The 25,009-nt window shown below is 72.1% G+C and carries 21 protein-coding genes and 1 pseudogene; 8 read left to right on the plus strand and 14 right to left on the minus strand.

What is annotated here, in order from left to right; translation table 11 throughout:
- Nucleotides 1-56: 56 nt before the first annotated feature.
- Complete coding sequence (locus QF037_RS23145; protein WP_307028226.1) at nucleotides 57-1,211, plus strand: sensor histidine kinase; 1,155 nt, start codon at nucleotides 57-59, stop codon at nucleotides 1,209-1,211.
- Between the two features lie 87 nt (nucleotides 1,212-1,298).
- Here the strand turns inward: QF037_RS23145 and QF037_RS23150 are convergent, their stop codons facing one another.
- Complete coding sequence (locus QF037_RS23150; protein ID WP_307028228.1) at nucleotides 1,299-2,990, minus strand: lysyl oxidase family protein; 1,692 nt, start codon at nucleotides 2,988-2,990, stop codon at nucleotides 1,299-1,301.
- A 264-nt stretch (nucleotides 2,991-3,254) separates the two neighbouring features.
- Between QF037_RS23150 and QF037_RS23155 the strand changes: the two genes are divergently transcribed.
- Entirely contained in the window at nucleotides 3,255-3,635 is a 381-nt protein-coding gene (locus tag QF037_RS23155; protein WP_307028230.1) for a luciferase domain-containing protein, read from the plus strand.
- An 85-nt stretch (nucleotides 3,636-3,720) separates the two neighbouring features.
- Here QF037_RS23155 and QF037_RS23160 read toward each other — a convergent pair whose 3' ends face one another.
- The 4 genes and pseudogenes from QF037_RS23160 to QF037_RS23175 form a co-directional block, all read right to left on the minus strand.
- Nucleotides 3,721-4,773 carry an NAD-dependent epimerase/dehydratase family protein gene (locus QF037_RS23160; RefSeq protein WP_307028232.1) on the minus strand — a complete coding sequence of 351 codons (1,053 nt, stop codon included), beginning with the start codon at nucleotides 4,771-4,773 and terminating at the stop codon, nucleotides 3,721-3,723.
- Nucleotides 4,774-4,796: 23 nt separating this feature from the next.
- Complete coding sequence (locus tag QF037_RS23165) at nucleotides 4,797-5,639, minus strand: hypothetical protein (RefSeq protein ID WP_307028234.1); 843 nt, start codon at nucleotides 5,637-5,639, stop codon at nucleotides 4,797-4,799.
- A gap of 226 nt (nucleotides 5,640-5,865) precedes the next feature.
- Nucleotides 5,866-6,189: pseudogene (locus tag QF037_RS23170) on the minus strand (ABC transporter substrate-binding protein); the annotation flags it as partial.
- A gap of 156 nt (nucleotides 6,190-6,345) precedes the next feature.
- Nucleotides 6,346-7,272, minus strand: coding sequence for an SMP-30/gluconolactonase/LRE family protein (locus QF037_RS23175; RefSeq protein ID WP_307028237.1), 927 nt, complete (start codon nucleotides 7,270-7,272; stop codon nucleotides 6,346-6,348).
- 157 nt (nucleotides 7,273-7,429) lie between these two features.
- Between QF037_RS23175 and QF037_RS23180 the strand changes: the two genes are divergently transcribed.
- On the plus strand, nucleotides 7,430-7,792 hold the full coding sequence (locus QF037_RS23180) for a DUF6479 family protein (RefSeq protein WP_307028239.1): 363 nt from the start codon (nucleotides 7,430-7,432) through the stop codon (nucleotides 7,790-7,792).
- 72 nt (nucleotides 7,793-7,864) lie between these two features.
- On the opposite strand, the gene QF037_RS23185 is transcribed toward QF037_RS23180, so the two are convergent.
- The gene (locus QF037_RS23185; RefSeq protein WP_307028242.1) at nucleotides 7,865-8,380 is read right to left on the minus strand and encodes a DUF7144 family membrane protein; all 516 of its coding nucleotides are present in this window, start codon (nucleotides 8,378-8,380) and stop codon (nucleotides 7,865-7,867) included.
- Between the two features lie 124 nt (nucleotides 8,381-8,504).
- Here QF037_RS23185 and QF037_RS23190 point away from each other — a divergent pair, with 124 nt between their 5' ends.
- Complete coding sequence (locus tag QF037_RS23190; protein WP_307028244.1) at nucleotides 8,505-8,975, plus strand: hypothetical protein; 471 nt, start codon at nucleotides 8,505-8,507, stop codon at nucleotides 8,973-8,975.
- A gap of 28 nt (nucleotides 8,976-9,003) precedes the next feature.
- Here QF037_RS23190 and QF037_RS23195 read toward each other — a convergent pair whose 3' ends face one another.
- Nucleotides 9,004-9,678: a DUF6445 family protein gene (locus QF037_RS23195; protein ID WP_307028246.1), complete on the minus strand. Its 675-nt coding sequence runs from the start codon at nucleotides 9,676-9,678 to the stop codon at nucleotides 9,004-9,006.
- Nucleotides 9,679-10,100: 422 nt separating this feature from the next.
- Here QF037_RS23195 and QF037_RS23200 point away from each other — a divergent pair, with 422 nt between their 5' ends.
- Nucleotides 10,101-13,550 (plus strand): ATP-binding protein, encoded by a 3,450-nt coding sequence (locus tag QF037_RS23200; RefSeq protein WP_307028248.1) that lies wholly within the window; start codon nucleotides 10,101-10,103, stop codon nucleotides 13,548-13,550.
- 2 nt (nucleotides 13,551-13,552) lie between these two features.
- On the opposite strand, the gene QF037_RS23205 is transcribed toward QF037_RS23200, so the two are convergent.
- Entirely contained in the window at nucleotides 13,553-14,323 is a 771-nt protein-coding gene (locus QF037_RS23205) for a carboxypeptidase regulatory-like domain-containing protein (protein ID WP_307028250.1), read from the minus strand.
- Between the two features lie 186 nt (nucleotides 14,324-14,509).
- Here QF037_RS23205 and QF037_RS23210 point away from each other — a divergent pair, with 186 nt between their 5' ends.
- The gene (locus tag QF037_RS23210; protein ID WP_307037328.1) at nucleotides 14,510-15,235 is read left to right on the plus strand and encodes a DUF4142 domain-containing protein; all 726 of its coding nucleotides are present in this window, start codon (nucleotides 14,510-14,512) and stop codon (nucleotides 15,233-15,235) included.
- Between the two features lie 5 nt (nucleotides 15,236-15,240).
- On the opposite strand, the gene QF037_RS23215 is transcribed toward QF037_RS23210, so the two are convergent.
- On the minus strand, nucleotides 15,241-16,890 hold the full coding sequence (locus QF037_RS23215) for a glycoside hydrolase family 13 protein (RefSeq protein WP_307028251.1): 1,650 nt from the start codon (nucleotides 16,888-16,890) through the stop codon (nucleotides 15,241-15,243).
- Nucleotides 16,891-17,174: 284 nt separating this feature from the next.
- On the opposite strand from QF037_RS23215, the gene QF037_RS23220 reads away from it, so the two are divergent.
- Nucleotides 17,175-18,104: an LAETG motif-containing sortase-dependent surface protein gene (locus tag QF037_RS23220; RefSeq protein ID WP_307028253.1), complete on the plus strand. Its 930-nt coding sequence runs from the start codon at nucleotides 17,175-17,177 to the stop codon at nucleotides 18,102-18,104.
- An 84-nt stretch (nucleotides 18,105-18,188) separates the two neighbouring features.
- Here the strand turns inward: QF037_RS23220 and QF037_RS23225 are convergent, their stop codons facing one another.
- Nucleotides 18,189-19,151 (minus strand): nucleoside hydrolase, encoded by a 963-nt coding sequence (locus QF037_RS23225; RefSeq protein WP_307028255.1) that lies wholly within the window; start codon nucleotides 19,149-19,151, stop codon nucleotides 18,189-18,191.
- 27 nt (nucleotides 19,152-19,178) lie between these two features.
- Complete coding sequence (gene thrS, locus QF037_RS23230) at nucleotides 19,179-20,426, minus strand: threonine--tRNA ligase (protein WP_307028257.1); 1,248 nt, start codon at nucleotides 20,424-20,426, stop codon at nucleotides 19,179-19,181.
- A 236-nt stretch (nucleotides 20,427-20,662) separates the two neighbouring features.
- On the opposite strand from thrS, the gene QF037_RS23235 reads away from it, so the two are divergent.
- Nucleotides 20,663-21,427, plus strand: coding sequence for a hypothetical protein (locus tag QF037_RS23235; protein ID WP_307028259.1), 765 nt, complete (start codon nucleotides 20,663-20,665; stop codon nucleotides 21,425-21,427).
- Nucleotides 21,428-21,534: 107 nt separating this feature from the next.
- Here QF037_RS23235 and QF037_RS23240 read toward each other — a convergent pair whose 3' ends face one another.
- The 3 genes from QF037_RS23240 to QF037_RS23250 all read right to left on the minus strand — a co-directional run bounded on the left by QF037_RS23240 (nucleotide 21,535) and on the right by QF037_RS23250 (nucleotide 24,984).
- Nucleotides 21,535-22,347, minus strand: a complete 813-nt coding sequence (locus QF037_RS23240) for a GAF and ANTAR domain-containing protein (protein WP_373463806.1) — start codon at nucleotides 22,345-22,347, stop codon at nucleotides 21,535-21,537.
- Nucleotides 22,348-23,260: 913 nt separating this feature from the next.
- Nucleotides 23,261-23,986, minus strand: a complete 726-nt coding sequence (locus tag QF037_RS23245; protein WP_307028261.1) for a TIGR03943 family putative permease subunit — start codon at nucleotides 23,984-23,986, stop codon at nucleotides 23,261-23,263.
- The gene (locus tag QF037_RS23250; protein ID WP_307028262.1) at nucleotides 23,983-24,984 is read right to left on the minus strand and encodes a permease; all 1,002 of its coding nucleotides are present in this window, start codon (nucleotides 24,982-24,984) and stop codon (nucleotides 23,983-23,985) included. Before QF037_RS23250 ends, QF037_RS23245 begins: the two co-directional genes overlap by 4 nt.
- Between the last annotated feature and the right edge of the window lie 25 nt (nucleotides 24,985-25,009).

The following is a 25,009-nucleotide window of genomic DNA, read 5'->3' on the forward strand; positions in this document are numbered from 1 at the left end:
CTCCTCGGCCGTTCGGCCGATCCCGCGACCGGACCTGCGCGCATACGGTGATCCCCATGAAGTCCGCTTCCCCCCGGGGCTGCGCCCGCGGTGCCGTCGTGGGCGCGCTGCTCGCCCTGTGCTCCGTCGACGTGACGGTCACGCTGGACGGGGGCTACGGCGTCGGGCGCCCGGCGGCCGTCCTCGCCGTCGGCCTGACCGCGCTGCTGTGGCCGGCCGCACGGCGGCCCGACCGGCTCACCCCGCAGCTGCGCACCGCCGTGCCCGCCCTGGTCTCCCTCCTGTACACGGCGTCGGCGCTCTCCGTCGACCGGGGCGCCCCCTTCGGCCCGGGCGAGGTCGCCGTCCTGCTGTGTCTGCTGTTCGTCGCGGTACGGCACTGCCCGCCGCGCTGGGCCGTGGTGTGCGGTCTGCTGGACCTGGCGGCCGTGCTCGCCCAGCCCGCCCGCTACTCCCGGCAGCTGACCTCGGGCCAGGCCACGGGCTACGTCCTGGTCGGTCTGGTCCTGGCCGGTCTCGTCGCCTCCCTGGCGGCCTATCTGCGGTCCCTCGACTACCGCCGTACCGTCACCGTCGCCGAGACCCGCCGCGAGGAACGCCTCGCCATCGCCGCCGACCTGCACGACTTCGTGGCCCATCACGTGACCGGCATCCTCGTCCAGACCCAGGTGGCCCGCATGATGGCGACCACCCAGCCCGAGGACCTCGATCCGGTCCTCGCGGGCATCGAGGGCGCCGCGACCGAGGCGCTGGCGTCCATGCGGCGCACGGTCGGTGTGCTGCGGGACGCCGACGAGGCCGACCGGCGCCCGGTGGGAGACCTCGCGGGCATCGAGGACCTGGTGGAACGCTTCGGCGGTCCGGTCCAGAAGGTCACCCTGGACCGCGGGGGCGTCCCGGACGACCTGCCGCACGAGGTGCAGGCGGCGGCCTTCCGGGTCGTGCAGGAGGCGCTGACGAACGTACGCCGGCACGCGGCCGACGCGACCGAGGTCACCGTCCGGCTGGGCCTCGACGGCGGCCGTCTGACCGTGTCCGTGGCCGACGACGGCCGGGGCGGCTCCCCGCTCCCGGATGCGGCGCACGGCGGCGGCTTCGGACTCGTCGGGCTGAAGGAACGGGTGACGGCACTGGGCGGCGAGCTGACGGCCGGGCCGCGTGCGGGGCATGGGTGGGAGACCAGGGCCGCGTTCCCGCTCTCGGCCGAATGACCGAGGCGATCGGGGCGACCGGGGGCGCGAGTGTCGCCGCGTGCCCGCAGGGGGCGGCTACACCCGCGCCGGTATCAAGCCGTTCGGTTACCGCGCGTTGATGAGGTCGTGCGGCGGTACCTTGACCGTGCGCTTGCCCGGCTCGCCGCTCAGGATCACCTTGCGCAGGGCGACGTTGTTCTTCAGGTTCGTCTCCTGGAGGCGCTTCTCCGGGTTGGCGATGACCTGGATGTAGTACGTGCCGTTCGGCAGGTCCGTGATGTCGAAGGACTGGCCGGGACGGTACTGGGTGTAGGTGTCGCCGGAGCCGACGTCGAGGACCTCGCGGACCGAGATGGAGTTCTGCTCACCGCACGCGGTCGACAGGTCCGTGTTGTACGGCTTCCAGTTGGCGTTCTTCACCGTGTAGTCCACGGCGTCGGTGTTGGCGAGACAGAACGCCTCCTTGCCGCTGCGCACCTCCCTCGTCTTGTCCTCGCTCAGCAGCCGGTAGCTGGCGAAGTCGGTGAAGTGCCAGTGCTCATGGCCGATGCGCGGGTCCCACTCCATGGTCCCGGTGGGCGTGTAGCCGACCTGCTTGCCGTTCGCGTCGTAGAAGTACTGGTACGCGTCCATCAGATCGGCGCCCGGCTTGCGGAAGCCGTCCACGACGAGCGGTGCGGGGCCGGCGTTCCAGACGTTGGCGCTGAAGGCCAGGTAGTCCTTGCCGGGTACGTCGCCGTCCTCGCCGTCGGTGATGGCGATGTCCCACGCCGGGAGGGAACGCAGGTCCGGCTTGGGCACGTCGGCCGGGACACCGGCCCGTCCGGTGGGCCGGGTGCTGTTGGGACGCAGTGCGGCCGCGATGCGCGAACCGTCGGTGTGGCCGGGGCCGTCGCCGAGGTGGTGGGCGAGGCCACGGTCCTCCAGGGCGTGGGAGAGGGCTCCCGGGGTGGGCTCGTCGGCGCCGCGCGGGCCGTAGTGGTGGGCCATCCCCTGGGCCGAGCCGTGAGCCGAGCCATGGGCCGAGCCGTGCGCGCCGCCCTGGTGGGCGGTCATGCCGCGGCCGACGCCGCCGTTCTCGCTGGGCTGCCGGACGGTGACCTTGATGGTCGGCGAGTCGTTCGGGATCCCGAAGAGGTCCCGGTACTTCTTCGCCACGGACACCTTCGCGGTGTACTCACCCACCGGCAGGTCCACGGGCTTGTCGTAGTCGACGGTGCTGGAGTTGGACGCCCAGCCCTTCTCGACACCCCACACCGACCCGAGGGTGAACGGGTTGGTGGGGCAGCTCTCCGGATAGTGCGAGGTGGCGGGCGCCTCCGGCCGGAGCCGGCCGGAGGCGTTGTTGGGGCAGAAGTTCCCCTTGCTCTTGGCGACCTCCGTCCCGTTCGCGTCCTTGACGGACACCTCCAGGAACCCGGGGAGCCCGGAGAAGTCCTTCACGAGCCCGGTGGGCAGCGCCTTGGTCGTCGTCGTGCCGCCGTGGCGGAAGACCTGCTTGGCGACGACGGGGTCCTTGTACGACTTGCGCGTCACCTTGAACTCCAGGGGCGCGTTGTCGACGGTGACATACGTGCCGAGGTCCAGGTAGACCCCGGGCTCCCCCTGCCACCGGTCGAGCGTCACGGAGTTCGACGCGGCGATCAGCTTGAGCTTCGGCTTGCCGGGTGTGGCGGCCTGCGCGGCCCCGGCGCCGGGCGCCGCTCCGGCTCCGGTGACGACGACGGTGAGCGCGGCGCCGGCGGCGAGCGCGGGGCGCTTCCAACGGCTGCGGTTGCGGTGTTGCTGACTGGTCATCGGTTCCTCGTCTGCGAGTGCCCTGGTCAGGGGCATCGGACTGGACAACCCACGGGCGGCCGACGGTGTGGACGCACCCCCATGCGGCCCCACATGCACTCCGGCAACCTGTGAGCGATCTGTGAGACCGGTAAAGAGGGTGTTCAGGTTGCCTGTTGGGAAGGAAATCCATCGATCGGGCGGCGCCCGCCCGGACACCTCACGCCCCGGTTACTTTTGCCTCAACCCCTGGTTGCGCGGGGGTGAGCAGGCGACGATGGGCTCATGACTCTCGCCGAGCGCGCCTTCGAGCGCCTCCACGTCTGGCCCGACCTCCGCACGGGTCACCCCAGTTGCGGGACCGGGCGGGCCCTGCGCTCCCCGCACGGCGAGATCGTGCACTTCCACTCCGACCGGGACGTGGACCTGCATCTGACCGGCCGCACGATCGAGCGCTTCGCGAGGGACCTCCAGGGGTCCACCGCCATCCACCTGGTCCCCGGTTCCCGCTGGGTCACCGTCCACCTGGACTGCGACACCGACGTCGACCTGCTGCTGAGCCTGGTCAGCATGGCCCTCAAGGCGTATCAGGGACAGGCCGGCGAGTCCGCGGCCACCTGCAACTTCCGGCGGGTGACGGTCGTACCCCGCGACATACCGGCGTAGCCGCTCCGCTGGGAGGGTGGTGATGAACCTGCGAGCCGGTGGGGGTTGCTCGCGCAGTTCCCCGCGGCCGCCGGGCCGGACCAGGTCATCCCGACAATGCCCGCCACGCCCGGTAGTGGTCCAGGACCGTCTCCTCGATCGGGCGGTAGGTGAGGCCCAGTTCGTCGATGCTGCGGCTGTTGTCGACCTCGAAGCGGATGCCGAGGTGCTTGCGGATGTAGTCCTGGGTGAGGCCGAACGCCGGGCCGAGGACGCGAACCGGCCAGTGGGGCAGCCGGGTCCGGGGCAGCCGGAGGTTCCTCGGGTACTCGGCGCGCAGGATGCGGGACATGTCGTGGAAGGACGTCATGGTCGGCGCCGCGAGGATGTAGCGGCCGTGTGCTCGCGGGTTCTCGGCCGCGGCGATGTGCGCGTCCGCGACGTCCCGCACGTCGACGGTGGTGAAGCTGAAGTCCGGGGCGCCGTAGAAGAAGTAGCCGTTGAAGAGCTCCTCCAGGAGGAAGAGGCTGCCGGACTCCGAGGCGGGGGTGAGCGAAGGGCCCAGGATCAGGCCCGGGTTGACCGCCACCATGCTCCAGCGGTCCTGCGCCTTCGCCGCGTCCCAGGCCGCCTGCTCGGCGACCGTCTTGGCATAGTGGTAGGGGTTGTTCTCCACCGTGCTGGTGGTGTTGACGTACTCCTCCGTGAGGATCCCGTCCTTCATCTCCAGTACGTCGGCGTAGTCGCCGAAGATCGCGCCGACGGTGGAGGTGAGGACGAGCCGGCGGACGGCCGGGGTGCGGTCGATGGTGCCGAGCACATTGCGGGTGCCGAGGAGCGCGGGCTCCACCACGTCTTTGCGGCCGTCCTTGATCCTCTCCGGTACGAGGAACGGGGAGGCGACGTGGAAGACGGTCCCGCAGCCCTGAGCCGCCTCGTCGAAGGAGCCCTCGGCGAGCAGGTCCGCCTCGAACAGGTCGAGCCTGTCCGGGAATTCGGCCTGCATCGCCCGCAGGGGCCTGGTCTTCGGCGAGTCGGCGGCGGCGCGGACCGTCGTACGGACCCGATGGCCGCGCTCCAGGAGCCGTTTCACCAAGTGGCTGCCCACAAAGCCGCTGCCGCCGGTCACCAGGACCGGGGTCCTCTCCGCGTCGTCCACCCGCGCTCCTCGAACAGAACAGGTCAGAGCCCGTAGCGGCTCTTCAGATGACGCCAGAAGTCACGCGCCATCCATTTGTCGAACTCCGTGATCTGCGTGGCCGATCCGGCCTTCATGAGGAAACAGCACTGGCCGGTCGGCGTCCAGTCGTAGAAGTCGTCGAGCCCGAAGGTGTGGCCGACTTCGTGGAGATAGATATGGATGTTCTCCTGGCCGAGGGCTCCGGTGAAGTACTCCTGGCCGACACGCTGGCCCCAGTCGCCGCCCGCGCCGCCCTGGAAGCCCTTGGTGAGCCACAGCGACTGGTCGTAGTGGCGGGTGACGCCGCCGGGGCACTTCGTGTAGTTGCCGTCCTGGTGGAAGAAGCGGCCGCAGTCGGGGGCGCACTGCGGGGCGCCGCCGTCGTCAAGGTTGTTGACGTAGATGTCGACCGAGTTGTCGGTCCACTGGAGCGTGGAGCGGTTCTTCACGGCCCAGCCGACGATGTTGACGGGCACATTGGTGTACGGCCAGGCGTTGGTGCCCGTGCCGTTGTCGAGCATGGCGGCCATCCACTTGCCGAACTGCTTCTTCAGCTGGGCGTGGATCTGGTCGCGCAGTGCGGTGCTGACGGGGGCGTCGGACTCCCAGCGGACGCAGTAGTTGATGCTCCCCTTGTTGGCCATGACCTGGTCCCAGCCGTAATTGCGGAAGCCGTAGAGGTTCGGGTACGTCGACTCGACGTGGTTCCAGACCTCGTTCAGTGGCTGTACGAGGGTGGACGGCGGGTTCCAGTTGTCGGCCGACTGTGCCGGGGCGGCCGTTGTGAAGGCCGCCGCCAGCAGGGCGGTGAGGACGGTGACGAGACGCGCGATGCGGGTGCGCATGGGGGTGAACTCCCTTCGTGGGGTGGGACTTCACCATCTGGTCGCCGCCGGCCGACGGGCAGGTTGCCGACGCATTGTTCACACCCTGTGGACGGCGCCCGCAAGGATGTCGATGACCCACGGTGCCCGGGTCTCGGCGATGCCCGGGATCCTGACCAACCAGGCCGTCGATGCCGCCGACCGATTCGAGGCCCTTGTCCATCATCAGGATCACGTCGGGCCCGGCGGCGATGAGGGCCTCGCTGGTGAGCGGTGTGAACGGCTTGTCCAGGCCCGTCTCGACCCCGGCGTCGACCGCGCCCGCGGCCTCGATCAGGGAGTCGGCGCCGGAGCCCTTGCCGCCCATGAGGTGGACGGCCGCGCTGCCGCGCATGCAGAGGAAGGCGACCTTGGGCCTGCTGCCCTCGGGGACGGTCGCCTTCGCCGCGGAAAGGTCTTCGGCGATACGGGAGTTGAGGGCCTTGCCCGCTTCCGGGACGCCCAGCGCCTGCTCGATGTGGGTGGTCCGCGTGCGGACGTCGGGCAGCTTCGTCGCCGGGTCCAGGACCACGACCGGGACGCCCGCGTCGCGGATCTGGTCGATGGCCTCGCTCGGGCCGGTGTCGTTGTCGGCGTACCGGCGAGGTCGTACCGTCGACTGACGCCCGACGTACAGACGTTCGCCCTCTCCGGCGCGGCCGGAGAGGGCGAACTCATGCCCGGGGTGTCACAGGGACACAGCGACCGCGTCGTACGTGGTCTCCGGTGTCGGCGGGGTCGTGAAACGGGCGTTGACCAGGTACAGCCGGTCCCCGAAGCGGGCGGCCGTGGTCGGCACGTCGAAGCGCGGGTCGGTGATCGTGGTGCGCAGAGTCGCGGTGGTGGCCCTGGTGTCCAGGTCCCAGACGCTCACCAGGTTGAGACGGTTCTGGACGACGTACAGCGTGCGACCGATGCGCCACAGACCGTCGCCGTTGACGACGGCGTCCTGGCCGACCAGCGTGATCTTCGTGGCGTGGCCGGTCCTCGGGTTGACGCGGTGGAGCTCGCCCGGGGTGGACTTGACGACGATCAGGGCGCGGCCGTCGGGGGTGCCGACGACGCCGTTGGCGTTGTTGACGTCGGGGAGCTGCACCCAGTCGCCGGTGAGCGGGAGGGTGCGGACGGCGCCGTCGCGGCCGCGGGGGACGCTGTAGAGCTGGGCGGCGCGGGAATCGGTGAACCAGGCACGGTCGCCGAGCAGGGTGACGTCGTTGACGAAGTGGCCGCTGGCCTCGCTCAGTTGGAAGGTGCGGACGACCTCGCCGGTGCGCGCGTCATGGACGCGGGCGACACCGGTGTTGCCCGCGACGTACAGCAGGCCGTCGCGGTCGATCTTCAGGCCGACGGCGATCTGGCCGGGGGCTCCGGCGTAGAGGACCGTGCCCTCGCCGGTGCGCAGGTCGACGCGGTAGATGCCGCCGTTGCCACGGGAGCCGAAGTAGGCGTACGGCTTCGAGCCGATCGCGATGCCCTCGGGCAGCCAGCCGTTCGGCAGCGGGAACTCGGTGGGCCAGGCGGCGGCCTGGGCGGTGGCGGGGGCGGCCGTCACCGACAGCGCGGCCAGGGCCGCGGCGCCGCCGAGGACGGCTCTGCGGCTCGGGTTCTGGATCATCGTGGGGACCTCCGTGGAATCCAACTCCGTTTACCGTTCCTTTAGTTGGCAACGGCACGGCGGAAAGCCGAGTTCCCGGAAATCCCGAAGACAGCAGGTGGACAGGTTCCTCGAATTCAGGACTGCCCTTTTGAGTCATTTCGGCGATACTTGCCATATGAGTACCGCAACGTTTGTAGTAGCGGCCGCGGGGAGCGATGTGCTCAACGTGATCGCCGCTTTCGTCGGTGGTGCGTTCATCGCCGGTGCACTGATCTGGGCCGTGCAGTTCGGCATGCGGGTGCAGGACCGGGAACTTGCCAGGCCCCGCCCGGACGAGCAGCCCAGACTTCCCAGCACCGGCGCGATCCACGAGATCAGAGAGATGCGGGAGCCGAACGTGGTCCCGCTCGCGGAGCGGGAGCGGCTCATGCCGTATCAGCTCCAGCGCGGCAGTAAACGAGGCAAGGACCAGCAGCGAAAGCGCTGGCTGCCAGGGTCCAGCGGATCCTTCGGCAGCGGCGGTCTGGGACACCTGTGACGGTCTGACGTGGAGGGGCCGTCCCGCCGGGGCAGCCCCTCCACATCTGTGTCGTCAGGGATCCGGACCGGGTCAGCGCCCCGCCGGGGCGTTACCGCGGCCCGGCACGTGGGGCGCCGTCGCCAGGGCCCAGATCACGAAGAAGCCGACGCCGACCATGATCCCGGACCAGACGGGGGCGTACGGCAGGAACAGGAATTGCAGGACCATGCTCATCGACGCCAGGAAGATGCCGGTCATCCGGGCCCACCAGGCGCCCTTGAGGACGCCGTAGCCGACGGCCACGAGGACGACGCCCAGGACGAGCATGATGACGCCCCAGCCGGTGAGGCTGATCTTGTAGACGTAGTCGCCGATCCGGTTGTAGACGTCGTCCGTGGCGAGCGCGGAGATGCCCTGAAGGATCGCGATCACCCCGTTCACCAGCATCAGGACACCGGCGAAGACGAGCCCGCCGGTCGCGAACCCGCTGCCCGCCGGCATGTCGGCGGGGGTGGGCGCGGCCTGCTGGTGGTCCTTGTCCCATACGGGCGGTGCCGAGGAGGACGGTGTCGTGGAGGACGGGGTCGGATGCGGTTGCTGTGTCATGGTTCGACGATCTGCCCGGGCCCCGGCGGGCACCACGGGGGCACGGCCGAACGGGTGAGGGCCGGGGTGCGGTCGCGGGCGGGCCGATCTTCACTGGAGGCATCCGCAGCACCCTGGAGGCGATATGACGGGCTACCGCACGGCACCGGTGGCGGTGGTCGCGGCCGCCGCACTCACCGCGGTCACCGCCCTCGCCGGCTGCTCCGACGACGACACCCCCGCGTCGGTGGCGAGCAAGGCCGCGTCCGTCGCGTCCCAGGGCGCGGACGCGTTCGCGTCGGCGACGGCGGAGGCCGGCGAGAGGTTCGACGACGTCAAGAACGGCGTCGACGTCAAGGGCGATGTGAAGCTCGGCACGGTCACCGCCTCCGGCGGGCGCGCCGAGGCCGAGGTCACGGTGACCAACACCGGGGGATCACAGAAGTCCTTCCTGGTGCAGGTGAACTTCACCGACGGCGACGGCACCTTCCTGGACGCGGTCGCGGTGACCGCCCCCGACGTGCCGGCGGGCCGGTCCGGGAAGGCGACGGCCCGCAGCAACCGCGATCTGTCCGGTGCGGTGAAGGCGGAGGTGGACAGGGCGGTCCGCTACTGAAGCCGCCGCCGGCTCCCGCGTCGAAGGCTCACGCCATCCAGAAGAAGACCGCCGTCATCCGCTTCTCCTCCAGGGTGGCGCCGCAGTAACCGGTGGCGCTGTGCACCAGGTTGGCGCTGTAGAGCAGCAGCCGGTTGTACCGGTGCGGCACGCGTACGTCTTCCTCGAAGGCGTCGGGCGCCACGAACCGGGTGCCGAGCGCGTCGACGAGGTTGTTGTGCGGGGCCTGCACGACGTTGCCGCCGAGTCGGCCGCCGGGCAGGGACTGGCGGTAGAAGCTGGTCCCGCAGTCCTTGGGGACGCCGGGGTTGAGGTAGAGGACCGCCGCGTACCGGCACAGGTTGCGCGAGTCGGTGTGCGGACGGGGCGTGCTCTCGCCCTCGCCGACCACCTGGACGCAGTTGTGGTTGAGGGTGCCGCCGCCGGGTGTGCGCTGGACCCACAGCTCCTTGGCGCCGGTGGCCTGCCGCACCAGCCGCTCGACGCGGGCCAGTTCGGCCGGTTCGAGGCCCGGCATGGCCCGCAGCCCCGGCCATGCCTCCGGCTTGTGCGGGTAGCCCTCGACCCAGTCGTCCTTGGCCAGACACCGTTCCCGCACGGCGTCCGCGTCGGGCAGGACATCGTCCAGGACCCAGTAGTCGCGCCCCTTGGTGGGCTTGCGGTAGGGGAGCACGGGAAGGGTGGCAGGGGGGTGTGGGGGCATGCGCCGAATCTAGGGCCGGGCCTTCTTTCGACTCTCCCGCAAAGGGGTCTGGAATCTCCCGCGAAGTGGTCAACGCTTCGTCAACGAGCCCTCGGAGTACGGGATATCACGCACGCAATTGTCCGCATTCCGAACCCCATGTGTCAGTAATCCGCCAGTAACGCCCGCTGCCTAAAGTCCCTCGCATCGGCCCTGTTCCGACACATTGGCCACGAGCAGGGCCGAGTCATGCCCCTCGGGACGGGAGCCGCCGTATCCCTCCTGTGGGGGGTAGGGATACACGCCGGGAGCCCCGCGGGACCGATGAGGTCACCCACCGCGGGGCCTCCGGTGATGCGTCCGGGCGTTTCACATGTCCGGACATTTTGTTTGTCCGGTCATATTCCGGTCAAAACAGGAAACCGGGCTAGAGTGCGGCCCACATGAGCAGCAGAAACGCGGAAACGGCGGACGGTGCCGTGCGCCGACCGGCGACGCCCGTCCTGCGGCTGTATCTGCTCGGCGGCTTCCGAACCGAACGCACGGACGGGGCTCCCGTCGCCGATCGCTGGCCGCGCCCCAGCTCCCGTCGCCTCGTCGAACTGCTGGCCGTCTCCCCGGGCCGGGTCAGACACCGCGAGGAGATCATCGAGATGTGCTGGCCCGACACGGCCGGCACCCCCGCCGCCCTCGGCAGCCTCCGCGTCGCCCTGCACGCCGCCCGCCGCGCCCTGGAGCCGGAGCTGACCGCCCGCACCCCCTCCTCGTACCTGATCGGCGAGGGCGCACTGCTCCGGCTGGCGCCCGACACGGTGTGGATCGACGCCGACGAGGCCGAGACCCTCGCCGACCGGGCCCTGCGCACCGGAACCACCGCCCACCTGGCCGCCGCCCTCGAAGCCTTCACCGGCGAGCTGCTCCCCGAGCACCGCTACACCCCGTGGGTGGAGGCACGGCGCGAGCGGCTCGACGCCCTGCGCGACTCCGTACGGCTCACCCTCGCCGAGGCGTACCTGACGGACGGCGAGACGGAACGGGCCGCGGCCACCGCCCGCCGGATCCTCGCCGACAGCGCCGCCGAGGAACGCGCCCACCGGGTCCTGATCGGCGCCTACCTCCACCAGGGCATGCGGCGCCGCGCCCTCGCCCAGTACCACCAGTGCCGCCTCGCGCTGGACACCGAATGGGGCATCCGGCCGGGACCCGAGACCGAGGCGCTGCACCGCGCGGCGCTGGGCACCCCCAGGACGGACGTACGACGTCCCGCTCCCGCCGCTCCGACACCGCCGCCCGCCGTCCTCGACACCCTCGCGGCCTCGCCCTTCGTCGGCCGCCGCGCCGAACTGCAACGCCTCCTCGACCCCACCCGCCCCGCCCTGACCGTGGTCGGCGGCGAGGCGGGCATCGGCAAGACCCGGCTGGCCGCGGAGGCGGCACGGCGGGCCGCGGCGGACGGGGCGGCCGTGCTGTGGGGCGCGAGCCACGACACGGCGGAACAGGCGCCGTACGGCCTGTTCGTGGAGGCCCTGGAGGGCTGGCTGGCCGGCCGTCCGGCGGCCGAACGGGCCCGGGCGGGCGCGGAATACCCCGAGCTGGCGGCGCTGCTGCCGTCGCTGGGCCAGATCGGCCCGGCGCCGGAACGCGGCGGCGGCCCCGAGTACGAACGCGAACGGATCTTCGCCGCCGTCTGCGGCCTGCTGGCCTCGGCGGCGGCACCGGGCGGTGTGCTGGTGGTGCTGGACGACGTCCATACGGCCGACACGGCGTCGCTGCACCTGCTGAGCCGCCTCGCCCGCCGCACCCAGCGGTCCGCGAAGGTGCGCTTCCTGGCCACGTACCGCCCCGAGGACCTCCCCGAGCCGGACCCGCGCCGCACCCTCCTCGACACCCTCGTCCGCCAGGGAACGGCCCGCCGGCTCCACCTGCCCCGCCTGGACCGCACCGACTGCCTGGACCTGGCGGCGGACGCGAGGGGCGGCGACGCCGACCCCACGACCCTGGAACGCGTCTGGGAGCTCTCCCTCGGCCACCCCCTGTTCGCCGTGGAACTGGCCAAGGCGACATCCGGGACGTCCGGGTACGAGGATCTGACCCCGCCGGAGGGCGTCCGCCTCCTCGTCGCCGACCGCCTGTCCCGCCTCAGCCCGGCCGCCTGCCAGGTCATCGAGACGGTGGCGATGGCGTGCGGCGGGGTCGCGGCACTGACGGAGGTGCAGGAGGTCGCGGGCGCCACGGCGGAAGTGGCCGACGGCATCGACGCCGCGCTCGCCGCCGCCGTACTGGAGGAACGGCCCGTACCGACGGACGGACGGACCGTGCCCGGCCTGGGCTTCCGGCATCCGCTCATCCGGCTGGTGTGCCGGGAGCGCCTCTCGGTCGCCCGGCGCCGCCGACTGCACGCCGCGTACGCCGAGCTGCTGCTGCGCCGCCGTCCCGGCGCGGTGGACGCCGTGGCCGCGCACCTCACGGGCGCCGACGATCCGCGCGCCGCCGGCCATCTGCACCTCGCGGCACGCCGGGCCGCGGCCGTCGGCGCCGACGACACCGCCGACCACTACTACGGCGAACTGACCGCCCGCCTCGACGCGGTCGCCGTCGAAGCCGCCCGCATCCGCCTCGACCACGCCGCCGTCCTGCGCCGCATGGCCCGCCACGAGGACGCGGCACGGGTCCTGCGGGAGGCGCTGACAGATCTGCGGAGACACGGCAGCACGGAGGAACAGGTGCGGGTGGCCGCCCAGTTGGCGGAGACGCTGGCCAGGACGGGGGAGGCGGAGGAAGGGTTCCGCCTGCTGGACGCGTACCGCCCGAGCGAGGAGATGTCGGCGGAGACGGTCGCGGGACACTGGTTGGCGCGGGGTGTGCTGTGTTTCGTGACGGGCGACTACGAGGGTTCGTTGGGGGCGGCACATACGGCAGAACAAAGCGCCGGTGAGAGTGACGCCCTCAGGGGCGCGGGGCTGCATCGATGTGCGGCTCCGCCGCGGGGCGCGACCAGCCACAACGCGCCCGCAGCCGCCGACGGCGAAGTCACCTCCCATGGTCTGCGAGCTCGTGCACTGGCCCAACAGTCCACATCACTCGCCCTCACCGGAAGGCTCCCCCAGGCCCGTGCGGCAGCGGACGCCGCCCTCCCGCACGCCGAGGCACACGGCGACCCCCGCCTCCTCGCGACGGTGCTCTCGATCCTGCGTGAGCACGCCCGACGTTCCGGTCGGCTCCACGAGGCCCTGGCCACCGGAACCCGAGCCCTCGACCTCGCCGACCGATGCGGAGACTGGGAGGCCGCCGCCTTCGAGAAGGCCAACCTCGCCGAAGTGCACCTCCTCCTGGGCGAGCTCGAAGCGGCCGCCGCCCTCGCCTCCGACGCCGTCGCGGAGGCCGAGGCCCGCCCCGGCACCACCCTGCCGTACGCCCTCACCGCCCTCGCCCGCGTCCAGCTGCGCGGCGGCCCCCGCCCCGCGCTCCCCGACCCCCGGGAACTGCTGACCCGCGCGGCCCACTGTGTGGCCCGCCGGCCCGACCACCAGGCCGAGTACGAAGTACGCACCGCCCAGGCCGAGTTGGCGCTCCGCGACGTCCGCCCCGACCGCGCCCTCGCCCTGCTGGCCACCGTGTCCGGCACCGGCGTCCCCGTCATCGCCGCCTGGGCCCACCTCACGGCCGGCGATGCCGCGCGCGCCGCCCGGCTCGCCGCGGAGGAGGCCGTACGGGCCGCCGGGGCGGGCGAGGCCGTCACCGAGTGCGAGGCCCGTACCGCGCAGGCGACGGCGCTGGCGGTACTGGGCCGCGCGGACGAGGCCGGGCGGTGTGCGGCCCGGGCGCGCGAGCTCGCCACGGCCCTGCCCTATCCGACGGTGCTGCGCAGGGTGTCCCACGCGAGCCCGTCGTGACGTCACCGCGCGGCGGGCGCCACCGTGACGTTCCTCTGCTCGCTCACCGCGCTGACCCCGTTGAGGGAAGCGGTCGCCTGGAGCCGTCCCGGACCGGCGGGAAGCGGCAGAGCGGGCCGGCAGGACCACCCGCCGTCGGCGCCGGCCGTCGTGGTGCACACCTCGGCCCCCGGCTCCGGACCCTGACCCGTCACCCCCTCGTCCTCCGCGTCCTCGTGCCGCACGGTCACCTGCGCCCCCGGATACGCGGTCCCGGCCATCTCCGGCCGCGCGCCGAGCGGCACCCCGGACTCGGGCCGGGTCAGCGTCGGTTCGGGCAGGCCGACGGTCACCGCGCAGGTTCCGTGGTCCTTGCGGGTGCCGCGCGCGTCCGTGAGCCGCATCGCGCAGCCGGTCAGCCGGGTGCCGGGCACCGCGTCGGCCGGTACGGCGAGGACGAAGGGGAAGGCGTGCTCCTGCCAGGCACCGGCGTTCGTGGTGCCCGTGTAGGTGTACGTGGCGCTGTCGCCGTCGGTGTCGACCGCGCCGCGGTAGCCGTGGGCGTCGAGGGGGGTGTCGGTGACCTCGGTGCCCTCGGGGGCGGTGAACGTCAGCCGTGACCCCGCGCCGAGGGCGGGGCCGGTGTATCCGGCGGCCTCCACGATGCCTTCGCGTCCGGGCACGATGGTGACGGTGGCCCAGAGGTCACGGCCGCCGTGCGCGGAGGCGGGCGTCCAGGCCGATGCGATGAGGGTGATTGCGGTGATACCCAGGGCGGCTGTCTTCCGGCTCATTCCCCGATTCTGACGGGGCGTCGGGGGTCAGGTCTCGCGCTGTGCGTCCGTACGGGTTGCGGACCGGCGAAGTGACGTACGCATCATGAACACCCGTGGCTCCTCGTCCGTACTGAAGGTCCGGACAACCCCGATCGGACAGGAGCCACGGTGCGCTTTTCGCGGAATGCCACGGGCACGCTCTTCGTGGGCGGTGCGCTCAGCCTGACCCTGGTCGCGCTCGCCTATCCCGCGATGCTCGGCTTCGACAAGGTTTCCACCGCCCAGGACAGGGTGATCGCCCAGACCCAGTGGGGTCCGCTGACCGAGCAGGACCGGGACTTCGTGGTCAAGGTGCGGGCGGCGGGCCTGTGGGAGTACCCCCTCGGAAAGATCGGCATGGAGAAGGGGACGACCAAGGAGGTCAAGACCGCGGGAGAGCATCTCGTCGACGGCCACGCGGCGCTGGACACCACCTGCCGCAAGATCGCCCCGATGCTCAACATCACCCTGCCGAACGTGGCGAGCCCGCAGCAGGTGGCGTTCGTGAACCAGATCAACTCCAGCACCGGCCGGGAGTTCGACTCGAACTTCGCCAACATCCTGCGCATCACCCACGGCTCGATCTTCAACACGGTGGCGAAGATCCGCTCCACCACCAAGAACTCGCTGGTGCGGGCGCTCGCGGACCAGGCCAACAACACCGTCCTGGACCACATCACGGTCATGGAGAAGACCGGCTTCGTCAACTTCGACCAGGCCCTCTTCCAGCAGACCACGCCGCCGAAGCTGCCCACCACCGATCTGACCCCGCCGCCCCCGCAGCCCGGCGAGCCCATGGTCGTCCTCACGCCGCCGCCGACCGCGACCTCCACTCCGGTCGCGCTCCCCGGCGAGCAGGCGGGCACCGTCCCGAGTCCGACCATCGGCTGATTGCGCTACCCCAGCCAGACCGTCGTGTCCGGTGCCAGCCGCCCGTCCTCCAACGGGCTGCTGGCCAGCAGCACTTCGCCCGGCGGCAGCTCCACCGCCGCCGGGGACAGGTTGGCCACACAGCGCCACCCGTCGTGCCGTACGAAGTCCAGCACCCCGTCGGCGGCCCCGTCCGCCCAGGTCAGCGCCTCGCCCTCCAGCAGTTTGCGGCGCAGCTTCAGGGCCGCGCGGTACAGCTCCAGGGTGGAGCCCTCGGTGCCGTCCTGCGCCTCGACGGCGTACTGCGCGAAGCTCTCCGGCTGCGGCAGCCAGGCCCCGCCCGCGCCGAAGCCGTACGACGGCCCGGTCCGTGTCCACGGCAGCGGCACCCGGCAGCCGTCGCGGCCCTTGCGGACGCGTCCCGTCTGCTCCCAGATCGGGTCCTGGAGCACCTCGACGGGCAGGTCGGCGACCTCGGGCAGACCGAGTTCCTCGCCCTGGTAGACGTACGAGGATCCGGGCAGCGCCAGCATGAGGAGCGTGGCGGCGCGCGCACGGCGCAGCCCCTGGGAGGTGTCGACCTGTGGTGCGTGGCCGCCGGAGAGCAGCCAGGCGTTCTCGTCCGTGCCCGGCGGGAGCATCAGGCGGGAGGTGTGGCGTACGACGTCGTGGTTGGAGAGCACCCAGGTGGCCGAGGCCCCGGCCGCGCGGGCGCCGGCGAGGGAGTCGACGATGACCTGGCGGAGTTCCGCCGCGTTCCAGCCCGCGAGCAGATAGGCGAAGTTGAAGGCCTGGCCGAGTTCCTCGGGGCGGGCGTACTGCGCGCGCCGGTCCGCGCCCGGGACCCAGGCCTCGGCGACCGCCATGCGGGGCGGGCGGTAGGAGTCGAAGACCTTGCGCCAGTCGCGGTAGATCTCGTGGACCTCGTCGCGGTCGAAGAAGGGGTGGGTGCCGGGCGCGAACTCGGTCAGCGCCTGCTCGCCGCTCAGTTCGGGTGAGCCGAGGTCGCGCAGCGGCTCGGCGAGGTCCTTGGCCAGGGCGTGGGCCACGTCGACGCGGAAGCCGTCGACACCCCGGTCGGACCAGAAGCGCAGGGTGGTGCGGAAGTCGGCGCGGACCTCGTCGTGGTCCCAGTTGAAGTCGGGCTGCTCGGGTGTGAACAGGTGCAGATACCACTGTCCGTCCGGTACCCGTTTCCAGGCGCTGCCGCCGAACACGGACTGCCAGTCGGTGGGCGGCAGTTCCCCGTGCGCACCCCGCCCGTCCCGGAAGACGTACCGCTCGCGGGCGGCCGAGCCGGGTCCGGCGGCGAGGGCCTCCTGGAACCATGCGTGCTGGTGGGAGCTGTGGTTGGGGACGAGGTCGACGATGACCTTCAGGCCGAGACGGTGGGCCTCGGCGACCATGGCGTCGAAGTCGTCGAGGGTGCCCAGGCGCGGGTCGACGTCCCGGTAGTCGGCGACGTCGTAGCCGCCGTCGGCCAGCTCGGACGGGTAGAACGGGCTCAGCCACAGGGCGTCGACGCCGAGGCCGCTCAGATGTGTGAGCCGCTCGGTGACACCTCTGATGTCACCGAGCCCGTCGCCGTCGGCGTCGCCGAAGCTTCGGGGGTAGACCTGGTAGACGACAGCCTGCCGCCACCAGTTCGGGTCCCTGGACGAGAGGTCGGGGGTCACACGATCTCCTGAGTGCTCTGTGCGTACGGCAAAGACGAACAAAGGGGAATCTGTCCACACCTGTGGAGTGACGAACCTCCCCGCCGTGCGGAGCAGTCTGTTCCTTGTGTGGTGAAATTGTGATGGCCGTTGAACAGGCCTCGTATTCCCGCAGGTTGACACCCCTCGGCGGCGAGATCCACGATGTCCGCAGCTGTGGCGCATGTGACCAATGAGCCCAGTGTTGCCGAGTGCTTTTCTGTGCCCTCGGCGTTTTCGGATCACTCCACCCTGATGGGATACGCATGTCCATAGCGAGACGTGTCACTGTGCGCCGCCTGCTGGGGACGGGCGCCGCGACGCTCGCCCTCTGCGCCTCGGGCGCATCCGCCGCCTGGGCCACCGGGCCCGGCGGCGACGGCTGGAACCACGGCGGTACCTACAAGCCCGGGACGGGCGCGGGTACGGAGACCGGGACCGACCGCTGCCAGTTCTCCCTGGACGGGGTCAACTTCTTCGACTCGGTCAAGGTGGACGACCAGAACCTGAAGCCGACCGAGGACGGCAAGGTCCACATCAAGGTCCGCGCGGCCCAGGACGCGGCCACCTGCACGGCCTCGCTGGCCTCCTACATCGCCCACGGTCCGACCTTCGCGACCTCCGGCGAGCAGATCTTCGTCGACTTCGACACGGTGACCGTCAAGCAGGGCCAGAGCGACTCCCTCGACATCGCGGTGCCCGACGCCGGCTGCTACGCGCAGATCGACCTCTACCGGGGCGCCACGAAGTTCGACGGCAACCTCGACGCCAACGACGGCTTCACCCACGGTGAGCTGCCCAAGGGTCCGGACCGCCCGGTCATCAAGGACAAGCTGATCGCGGCCTGGAACGGCGGCACGAAGGACTGCTCGACGACGCAGACCACGCCTCCGGCGACCCCGCCCGCCGAGACGACTCCCCCGGCCTCCGAGTCGACCCCGCCGGCCTCCGAGTCGACTCCCCCGGCCTCCGAGTCCACGCCTCCGGCCTCCGAGACCCCCTCGACGGACAGCCCGTCCGCCTCAGCGTCCACCACGGCCCCCGCCGCCACCCCGAACGGCGGCGGCGGCGACGACCTCGCCGAGACCGGCGGCTCCAGCGCGACCGGCCCGATCGCCATCGGCGCGGCCGTCCTGCTGGCCGGCGGCGCGGGCATCGTCCTGGCGACCCGCCGTCGCAAGGCGACGCGCGCGTAGTGACGCACAGCGGTTCCCCGCGCCCCTTCAGGGGCGCGGGGAACCGCGCGACCAGCCCTCACCGGCCGGCGGCCACGTCACCACCTAGTCGCCCTCCACCACCGACAGCCACAACTTCACGTACCGCTCCACATCCACGTCCAACCCCACATCCACCAGGGTCAATTCGCGCTCACCCTCGTGGATCTCGGCCTCCCCGGGCCGTGGCCGGCGGTCGACAATGGTCTGCCCCCGGGTCGCCCCCGGCGCCAGGCTCACCTCGACCGGCAGCAGCTCCGTACCGAGCCCGCCCGGGTCCACCACCGCGCACACCGCCCCCGCGTCCCCCAGACCCCCCGTAGGGGTGGGATCGCCGGACGTCGCCGGATCGCGGTGGGCCAGCAACTCCCCCGCCATCCGCAGCCGCGGCTCCGAACTCGCCCGCAACCGCTGCACATCCGCCGCCGGCACCAGCACCCGCTTGAACACATCGAGCCCGTACATGGTGATCGGCACCCCCGCGGTCAGCAGCACCGCCGCCGCCTCGGGGTCGTGCCACACGTTGAACTCGGCGACCGGCGTCGCGTTCCCCGTCGCCACCGCCCCGCCCATGAACACAATGCGCTCGATGTTCCGCACCACCTCGGGATGGGTCCGCAGCAGCAGCGCGATGTTCGTCAGCGGCGCCGTCGGAATCAGCGTCACCGGCCGCGGTGACGCCAGGATCTCGCGGCGCAGCAGCGTCACCGCGTCCACGTCGACCGGTCGCCGGGTCGGCGCGGGCAGCCCGAGGTCGCCCATCCCGTCCTGCCCGTGCACATGCTTCGCCGACCGGGCGGGCTCGACCAACGGCCGTTCGGCGCCCCGCGCGACGGGGATGTCACCGGCCCCGGCCTGCTCCAGGACGGTCAGGGTGTTGCGTACGACACCGTCGACGTCGGTGTTCCCGGCCACGCAGGTGATCGCCCGCACGTCGAGGCCCGGGTGACGTACGGCGAACAGCAGGGCCAGGGCGTCGTCGACACCGGTGTCGCAGTCGATGATCACGGGAATGGGGTGGGCGGTCACGATGGACTCCTTCCGTCGGGACCGACCTTACGCAGCCGCCCACAGTTCAGCCCCGCGGCCTTCGACCACCGCCCCCACCCGCCGCAGCAGTTCCTCCACCGGTACGGCACCCGGCCGGCGCCCGTCGCGCAGCCGTACGGCGGCCAGGTCGCCATCGGCCTCCCGCGCGCCGATCACCGCGACGTACGGCGCGAGCCGGGCCGCACGGATGCGGGCGCCGAGGGTGCCGTGCTCGGGGCCGGCGAGTTCGGCCCGCAGTCCGAGGCCGAGGGCGCGGCGGAGGACCTGGTCCGCCTGTTCGTCCTGCTCCTGCGACACGGGCAGCACGACCAGCTGCACCGGTGCCAGCCAGGCCGGGAACGCCCCGCCGTGCTCCTCGATGAGATGCGCGACCGCCCGTTCCACGCTGCCGATGATGCTGCGGTGCACCATGACCGGCCGGTGCTTGGCCCCGTCGGCGCCGATGTAGTGCAGGTCGAAGCGTTCGGGCTGGTGGAAGTCGATCTGCACGGTGGACAGGGTGGACTCGCGGCCGGCCCGGTCGGTGATCTGTACGTCGATCTTCGGACCGTAGAAGGCCGCCTCGCCCTCCACCGCCTCGTACTCGACCCCCTCGAGGACCTGCTCCAGCAGGGCGGTGGCCCGCTTCCACAGGTCCGGATCGGCCACGTACTTGTTGCCCTCCCCGGGCAGCGACAGCCGGTACCGGGCGGCCCGGATGCCGAGGTCGGCGTAGGCGTGGCGGATCAGGCCGAGGGCGGCGCGGGCCTCGTCGACGGCCTGCTCCAGGGTGCAGAAGATATGGGCGTCGTTGAGCTGGATGGCCCGGACCCGGGTCAGTCCGCCGAGCACGCCGGACAGCTCGGAACGGTACATGGCGCCCAACTCGGCCATACGGAGGGGGAGTTCTCGGTAACTGTGCGAGCGGGAGCGGTAAATGAGGGCGTGGTGGGGACAGAGACTGGGGCGCAGCACGACCTGCTCGCCGCCCAGGTCCATGGGCGGGAACATGTCCTCGCTGTAGTGGTCCCAGTGCCCGGAGATCTCGTACAGCTCCCGTTTGCCCAGCACGGGCGAGTACACGTGCCGGTAGCCGCCGGCCCGCTCGGCCTCACGGACGTACTCCTCCAGGGTGTGCCGTACGACGGCCCCGTCCGGGAGCCAGTACGGCAGCCCCGCGCCCATCAGGGGATCGGTGTCGAACAGGTCGAGCTCTCGGCCGAGGCGGCGGTGGTCGGACATGGCGGTTTCCTCTCGGTGAGAGGGCGAGGCCACCGGACAGCAGAGAACCCCGGGGCACTCGCCCCGGGGTTCGCGTCAGCTCATGGGTCAGCGCGCCGGGACGTGGTCCGGCGTCGTCGTGGCAGACGGATTGGCGCGCTTCACGGGGACGACGCTAGCGGTGGGGTGCGGACGGGTGCCAGGGGTTTTCCACTCCTCGGCACCAACGCCCGTACCCCATCCGGCCCGCCGCGCTGGTGGCCCCTCATGCGCGGTGCTCCCGTGGACCCATGAGCCGCCCTCTCCTCGCCCTCCCGCTCGCCGCCCTCCTCGCCACGACCGCCTGCTCCGCCATCGCCACGGACAAGGTGCACCCCGCCGAGAAGCGCTCCGCCTCCCCCGCCACGGCCTCGGCCGCGCCCACCACCGCGCCCTCGGCCCCCGCCCTCACCCCGGCCCAGGCCCGGGCCGCCCTGATCACGGACACCGATCTCGGCGAGCCCTGGACCATGACCGAGGGCGCCGCGACCTGGCGGGACGGCCTCCTCAAGGCCACCGCGAACGCACCCGACTGCCAGCGGCTGCTGGACACCCTCTACACCGAGGAATTCTTCGGCGCGGACGCCCAGGTACGGGCGAGGACGGGCCTGGACGACACCTGGAACGACGCCCAGCTGCACCACCAGGTCGTCGCCGACCGCCCCGCGGACGTGGACCGGACGCTGGCCTGGCTGAAGACCATGCCCAAGAAGTGCGGGCGGTTCACGGCCGCCACCGCCACCGGCGCCGTCCAGAACGCCGAGGTCACCGAGGCACCGCTGCCGAAGATCGGGGACTCCCGGCAGGCCCTGCGGCTCACGCTCAACGGCAAGAGCGCGGACGGCGAGGAGACCACGCTCACCCTGGACGTCGCCGCCGTCCGCATCGGCGACGACACGATCGTCCTCACCAACGGCGGCCTGGGCGACGTGGACGCCGAGATCACCCAGGGGGTCGCGGAACTGGGCGCCAAGCGCCTGACGGACGTACGGAAGCAGGCCCGCGCGGAGGTCTGAGCGGGGCGGACGAAGTCCGCTGCGAAGGGGTGCGGGGAACCGCGCGACCAGCCACGACGGTGCCGCAGCCGACCGACGGCCTCATTGCGGCACTTCCAGCGGAGCGCTCAGTCGATGTCGAACCTCTGCCTGTGCGACACCACGGCGTGCGCCACCTCCACGGCGGTGCGGTCGTGGGCGAAGGCGTGGGCCCGCAGCCGGGCCAGCGCCTCGTCCTCACCGACCCCGAGCTGCGCCATGATCATGCCGATGGCCTGGTAGACCTGGTCATGATCGGTGGCCAGACCGCCCAGCCACGGTTCCTCTCCCCCGGATCCCCCGTCCTCCGCATGGGGCAGCGCCATCAGCGCGACGGTGATCACGCCGGCCATCAGTCGCGCGGTGCGCAGCTCGCGGGTGCTGAGCTCGCCGGGGGTGTCGCGGTAGAGGTCGAGGGTGCCCACGCACACCGCTCCGTTGCCCAGCGGGATCGAGTACACCGCCTGCACCCCGGCGGCCGTCGCCTGCTGGGCGAAGACCGGCCAGCGGTCGGGGTCCCGGCCGTCGGTGAGGTCGGCGGCGAGCACGGGTGCGCCGAGCCGGGCCGCGTGCCGACAGGGACCGTCGCCCAGGGTGGCCTGGATCTCCCCGACACGAGCCGCCTGCTCGTCGCTCGCGCTCAGCTGGACGGGCATCCCGTTGGCGGCCAGCGACACGCTCGCGCCGGTCACCGGCAGCAGCTCGACCGCCACCACGCACAGTCGGTGGGGCATCTCGCCGGGTCCCGCCCCCCGGACCCGCTCGGCGATCTCATCGACGGCACGCACCCCGTCGCGGTCGCGCTCCGCGTCCCGTGCGGGCCTTCCGGGGTCACTGCCCGACGCCCCGTACGGACCGCGGCCGTCGCCGGATGCTCCGCTGCGGTCGTTGGTGGGGCCCACGGCCCCCGCCTCCTTCGCTCGGCGTGGCCAGTCGTCGTCCATGGGCGCGGCGCGGATTCACCCGGAGCAGCAGCCGTGACCGGTGGTCCGCCCGTTCCACGCGACCCCCGGTTACCCCTGGCCCGTCGGACGAAACGCGTCGGCCCGCCCGTCGCCCGGCGGCGCCCCCGTGGTCTCGGCGGACGCGGGGAAGACGCCGAACCGCTGCTCGTCATGGAGGTCGTCGACATGGTACGGGCTGCCCGTCCGCAGCGTCTCGAGACAGGGCCGTCGCCCGCCTCGTACTGCCGCCGGTCGAAGCGGTCCACGGTCTGGTCGCCGGCGGCCGCCGTCCCGGGGTCCTTGCTGCCCTCGACGCCGAGGGTGATCGAGCGGTGCGCGGGCACGGGAAGGGCGCTCGCGGCCAGGGTGACAAGTTCCCCCCAGGAACTCCTCCAGCCGGTCGGCCTCCAGCAGCAGCGTCTGCATCCGGGCCGGCAACAGCTCACCGCGCGCCGGTCCGACGGGATGTGTGTCCGTCACGACGAGTCCTCCACCGTGCGAGAAACCGGGCTCCGGTGCGCGGGTATCCCGCTGCGGCGGAGCATGGCGGATTCCCGCGATACGAGGGCTCAGGAGCGGTCTTCACAATGCGCGAGCGAGTCGCTACCTTCGGTGGTGGCTGGTCAGGGAGCGGCCGCCCACGTGGTGCGTCCGTGCTGGAGCCGCACATGTCCCTGGCCCGCCGTGACCGCGACCAAGCGTGCCGCGGACGCTGTCCGGACCATGAGACCCCGGTCCGCGTCCCCGTTCCCGCGCGGAGCGCCTCCCGCCGCTCCGCGCGGGAACGGGGATCACCGGCGAGGACCACGCAGGGGAGCCGTGCGTCCTCGCGGAGGGAGCGGCCACCAGGACGGTGGCCGCTCCCTCACCCTCACCTCTTCTCGTACGGATCGGCCGGCTGCTCGACCTGCTCCACCGACACCGCGTCCAGCACCGGCGGCCACGCCCCGTCCGTGCCGAGCTTCCCCCTGGGGTGCCAGGTGCCGGTGACGGTGACCCAGGTGTCGGCGGGCAGCGCGTCGGCGCCGCGGATCTCGGCCTTGCTGGTGCTGGCGTCGGCGGCACAGCAGGAGACGAGGAGCCGGGTGACGTACCAGGTCCCGTCGTCGCCGTGGGTCACGAACCCGGTCATCCGCACGGTACGGCCCTTCAGCGACCGCCCGCTGTCGTAGATCGCCCGTGAGGAGAACTCGCCCACGCCGAGCCGCACCGGGTCCCCGGCGGGCAGCGCCGGAAAGACCCCGACGCCCTGCGCCGCCCGCTGGGCCGCCTCGCGCTCGGCGCTGTAGGAGCCGAGGGCGGGGGGCGGGAAGAGCAGCAGGGCGAGGGCGGGGAGGGTGAGGAGCCAGGCGACCCGGGGGCCGTGGTGGGCGTGGCCGTGGTGGTCGCCGTCGCCGTCGCCGTCGTGGCCGTCGTCCGCCGAGTGTCGTACGACCGCCATGGCGATCCCCAGCAGCACGAGCGCCGCACCCGAGACGATCAGATACGGCCTCAGCCCCGCCTGCACATACCGCAGGTAGAGCGCGCTGAACGCCGAGATCCGCAGGATCGCCGCCCCGACGAGCACCAGCAGCAGGGCCGGCCCGTACCGCCTCACAGCAGCCACCACCCCACGAGCACACTGCTCATCACGGCCACCACCCACGTCACGGCGGAGAACCGCACCGCGAAGGCCCGCCCGAAGGTGCCCGCCTGCAGGGCGATCAGCTTCAGGTCGACCATCGGCCCCACCACCATGAACGCGAGCCGCGCGGTGGGCGAGAACCCGCTCAGCGAGGCCGCGACGAACGCGTCGGCCTCGCTGCACACGCACAGCACGACCGCGAGGACGGCCAGCAGCAGCACCGACAGCCAGGCGGAACCGGTGAAGACGTCCAGCACGGAGCGGGGTACGACGATGTTGAAGGTGGCGGCGGCCGCCGCGCCGAGCACGAGGAACCCGCCCGCGTGCAGGAAGTCGTGCTGGAGCCCGGCGCCGAAGGCCTTGATCCCCCGGGCCTCGGGAGCGTGCCGCTGGGGCAGCCGCAGCCACTCCTCCTTCCCGAACCGCGCCCACAGCCACCCCATCACCACGGCCGTCGCCAGCGAGGCGACGAGCCGCCCCAGCACCATCTCCGGCTGGGCCGGGAAGGCGATCGACGTGGCGACGAGCACGACGGGGTTGATCGCGGGCGCGGAGAGCAGGAAGGCGAGGGCGGCGGCGGGCGCGACCCCGCGCCGCATCAGGCTCCCGGCCACGGGCACGGAGGCGCACTCACAACCGGGCAGGACGACCCCGGCGGCCCCGGCGAGCGGCACGGCGAGGGCCTGGTTGCGGGGCAGCAGCCGGGTGAAGACCCGCTCCGGCACGAACGCGCCGATGGCCGCCGAGACGACGGTCCCCAGCAGCAGGAACGGCACCCCCTGGACGGTGATCGCCGTGAAGACGGTCCACCAGGCGGCGACGGGCGGGGTGTAGAGGTCGAGGGCGAGGGTGGGTCCGAGCACGGAGACCACGGTCGCGATGGCGAGCAGCGCGGCCCCGCCGAGGACGGCGTACACGAACGCGCGCACGACGAACCGCAGCCCGTCGACCACACTCCGCTGGTTCTCCACACCTGCCCTCTCGTCCCCGCGCAGG

Source organism: Streptomyces canus (assembly GCF_030815415.1).
Taxonomy (GTDB): Bacteria; Actinomycetota; Actinomycetes; order Streptomycetales; family Streptomycetaceae; genus Streptomyces; species Streptomyces canus_F.

What these genes read in the sequence shown, in the direction of transcription:
- QF037_RS23220 (WP_307028253.1), top strand. Translation starts at nt 17,175, where the DNA reads ATGTCCATAGCGAGACGTGTCACTGTGCGCCGCCTGCTGGGGACGGGC.
- QF037_RS23205 (WP_307028250.1), bottom strand. Translation starts at nt 14,323, where the DNA reads ATGAGCCGGAAGACAGCCGCCCTGGGTATCACCGCAATCACCCTCATC.
- QF037_RS23195 (WP_307028246.1), bottom strand. Translation starts at nt 9,678, where the DNA reads ATGCCCCCACACCCCCCTGCCACCCTTCCCGTGCTCCCCTACCGCAAG.
- QF037_RS23155 (WP_307028230.1), top strand. Translation starts at nt 3,255, where the DNA reads ATGACTCTCGCCGAGCGCGCCTTCGAGCGCCTCCACGTCTGGCCCGAC.
- QF037_RS23145 (WP_307028226.1), top strand. Translation starts at nt 57, where the DNA reads ATGAAGTCCGCTTCCCCCCGGGGCTGCGCCCGCGGTGCCGTCGTGGGC.
- QF037_RS23200 (WP_307028248.1), top strand. Translation starts at nt 10,101, where the DNA reads ATGAGCAGCAGAAACGCGGAAACGGCGGACGGTGCCGTGCGCCGACCG.
- QF037_RS23185 (WP_307028242.1), bottom strand. Translation starts at nt 8,380, where the DNA reads ATGACACAGCAACCGCATCCGACCCCGTCCTCCACGACACCGTCCTCC.
- QF037_RS23190 (WP_307028244.1), top strand. Translation starts at nt 8,505, where the DNA reads ATGACGGGCTACCGCACGGCACCGGTGGCGGTGGTCGCGGCCGCCGCA.
- QF037_RS23180 (WP_307028239.1), top strand. Translation starts at nt 7,430, where the DNA reads ATGAGTACCGCAACGTTTGTAGTAGCGGCCGCGGGGAGCGATGTGCTC.
- QF037_RS23235 (WP_307028259.1), top strand. Translation starts at nt 20,663, where the DNA reads ATGAGCCGCCCTCTCCTCGCCCTCCCGCTCGCCGCCCTCCTCGCCACG.
- QF037_RS23165 (WP_307028234.1), bottom strand. Translation starts at nt 5,639, where the DNA reads ATGCGCACCCGCATCGCGCGTCTCGTCACCGTCCTCACCGCCCTGCTG.
- QF037_RS23150 (WP_307028228.1), bottom strand. Translation starts at nt 2,990, where the DNA reads ATGACCAGTCAGCAACACCGCAACCGCAGCCGTTGGAAGCGCCCCGCG.
- QF037_RS23175 (WP_307028237.1), bottom strand. Translation starts at nt 7,272, where the DNA reads ATGATCCAGAACCCGAGCCGCAGAGCCGTCCTCGGCGGCGCCGCGGCC.